Source organism: Vibrio sp. OPT46, from assembly GCF_015163535.1.
GTDB lineage: Bacteria > Pseudomonadota > Gammaproteobacteria > Enterobacterales > Vibrionaceae > Vibrio > Vibrio alginolyticus.
In genome coordinates this window covers 17,526-19,374 of sequence record NZ_JADDYG010000452.1, presented here as the reverse complement: position 1 = coordinate 19,374, position 1,849 = coordinate 17,526, and the positions used below count along the sequence as shown (strand labels likewise).

The window sequence follows — 1,849 nt, the reverse complement described above, 5'->3', positions numbered from 1 at the left end:
TGCGGACTACAATAAAAAAAGGAAAGTGATCCAGTTCTATTTTAAGCATGACATATGCAGATATCGAGATACTGCTCATAAGACTATCTTTCGCTCACAAGATAGATCAGATTGTTATGTTTTCTTTAAAACTGAAGCGGATTTAGAATCCATGGTCACGCAACTGTCAAAGGTCTACAAACTGAATTGTACAGAGGTTGATGACCATAAAAAGCTGTTTGAAGCAAAGCCAGAATCAAGGCTTTTTAGTATTCCTGTTTGTAGTAGAGAATACCAAACCGAAGAGGTATTTGATTTAAGGGCGTCAAATGCCCCACTTCCTGAGCGTGAATACCTTTACAACGGCAAGTGGCAAACGGAATCTGAGATTGAAAAATCAAAATCTGAACTAACGGCAGCCAAGGTATAAACCTTGGCTTGTTTACCTTTTTACATCCCCCAAAGCTTTAGGTTTACTCTGATGTACAAAAAGAAAAATTGGTTCAAATAACGAATTTTTAACTCGAGGATAGGATAGTAAGCCCGAACCTTTCTATCCTCAACTAAACACCCATTTTGCACTGAGTAAATAGTTACTCACCATGCCTGCCAATATGCCTAAGATCAAAGCCAAATAGACCATCACCCCTTGCGTTCCTAGCGCGAGCGTTACGCCTTTGAACACAATAAAGTTAGGCAAAGCACTGATAAAGGCACTCGCCATAAATTTTTGCCATTGAGCGAAAGGGTTGGTTTTTTCTGCTTGAGAGAAAGTCAGCCAGCGATTGCCAAGCCACGTTGTGGTAGCTGCAAACAAAAATGCTATCCCACGAGCCAGCATCAGATCCAGACCAAACCTATGGAACAACACAGAAAAGATAAGGGTGTCGACCATAAAGCCGACACCACCTACTAGAGCAAACCTTTCCAGCGAAGTAAATTTTGGTAATTTGCGCATTCCGTTATCCAACCACACAGGTGTAGAGTGAGCGTTTCGATTTTGCTGTGAACTCGTTGGTACAACTCAACGCATTTTCATGAATCATGCTATCCACTTGCTGCGATTTACCAATCAGGCGGAATTTCTTCAGATTGTTTAAGTCATTCTTATCTTCAAGCTTTTTCGCCTGACCATGACTATAGAACTGGCCTGAGAACGGGCGCTTACCAATATAAAAGACCGGAGCGTTGTCATTAATTTGCGCGAAGATAATGCGGTCGCTGCGGCTATCCGCTTTGCCCATATTCAAACCCAACATCGCAATCATAAGCAGGGCTGGCAACACCGCTGCCGTTCCGGTCAACCATTTGAAATCGTGTTTATCCACCAGCATCGCAATCAAGATACCCAACGCAGGCACACCCGGTAGTACGTAAGCAGGCAAAATATTCCCAGCCATGGTGAACAAGAGCATTGGAGAAATCAGCCAACACATCAGGAAGCTAAATAGACCTTGATGATCGGTTTCAATGGCTTTGAGCACCTTACGACGTTTCCACGCCAAGATAGGCAATACGATTGACCAAGGCGCAGCCGATTGTAGCCAGAATACCCAGATCATCCCACGTGGTTGATCATGAGCAGAGCCATACAGGTCCCCTTCCCAACCGCTGACAACAAAACGCTTAAAGTGCTCGCCAACAATGAAGTAATCAATAAATCCAGGCGTCGCCATTTCAGCCATGATGTACCACGGTAGAGCAATCGCCAGCATGAACGCCAACCCCGACACAATTGGAAAACGCTGCCACAAGGCTTTGAAGGCACCAAAGAAACCATGCTGAATCACGAGCCAAGGAAACACTGCGATGCCCATGATCACGATCGCCACCGGACCTTTCGCTAACAGCCCGCAAGCCAAGCCAAAGA

The 1,849-nt window shown here is 44.7% G+C and carries 1 protein-coding gene and 2 pseudogenes; 1 reads left to right on the top strand and 2 read right to left on the bottom strand.

Translation table 11 applies throughout. From position 1 onward, the window contains the following. Positions 1-409, top strand: a pseudogene (locus IQR33_RS19755) (hypothetical protein); the annotation flags it as partial. A 129-nt stretch (positions 410-538) separates the two neighbouring features. On the opposite strand, the gene IQR33_RS19750 reads toward IQR33_RS19755, so the two are convergent. Both IQR33_RS19750 and IQR33_RS33640 read right to left on the bottom strand, forming a co-directional pair. Next, positions 539-937 carry a GtrA family protein gene (locus IQR33_RS19750; protein WP_017634704.1) on the bottom strand — a complete coding sequence of 133 codons (399 nt, stop codon included), beginning with the start codon at positions 935-937 and terminating at the stop codon, positions 539-541. 4 nt (positions 938-941) lie between these two features. Next, positions 942-1,849: pseudogene (locus tag IQR33_RS33640) on the bottom strand (dolichyl-phosphate-mannose--protein mannosyltransferase); the annotation flags it as partial.

Coding starts and splice junctions, on each gene's coding strand:
- IQR33_RS19750 (WP_017634704.1), bottom strand. CDS start 937: ATGCGCAAATTACCAAAATTTACTTCGCTGGAAAGGTTTGCTCTAGTA.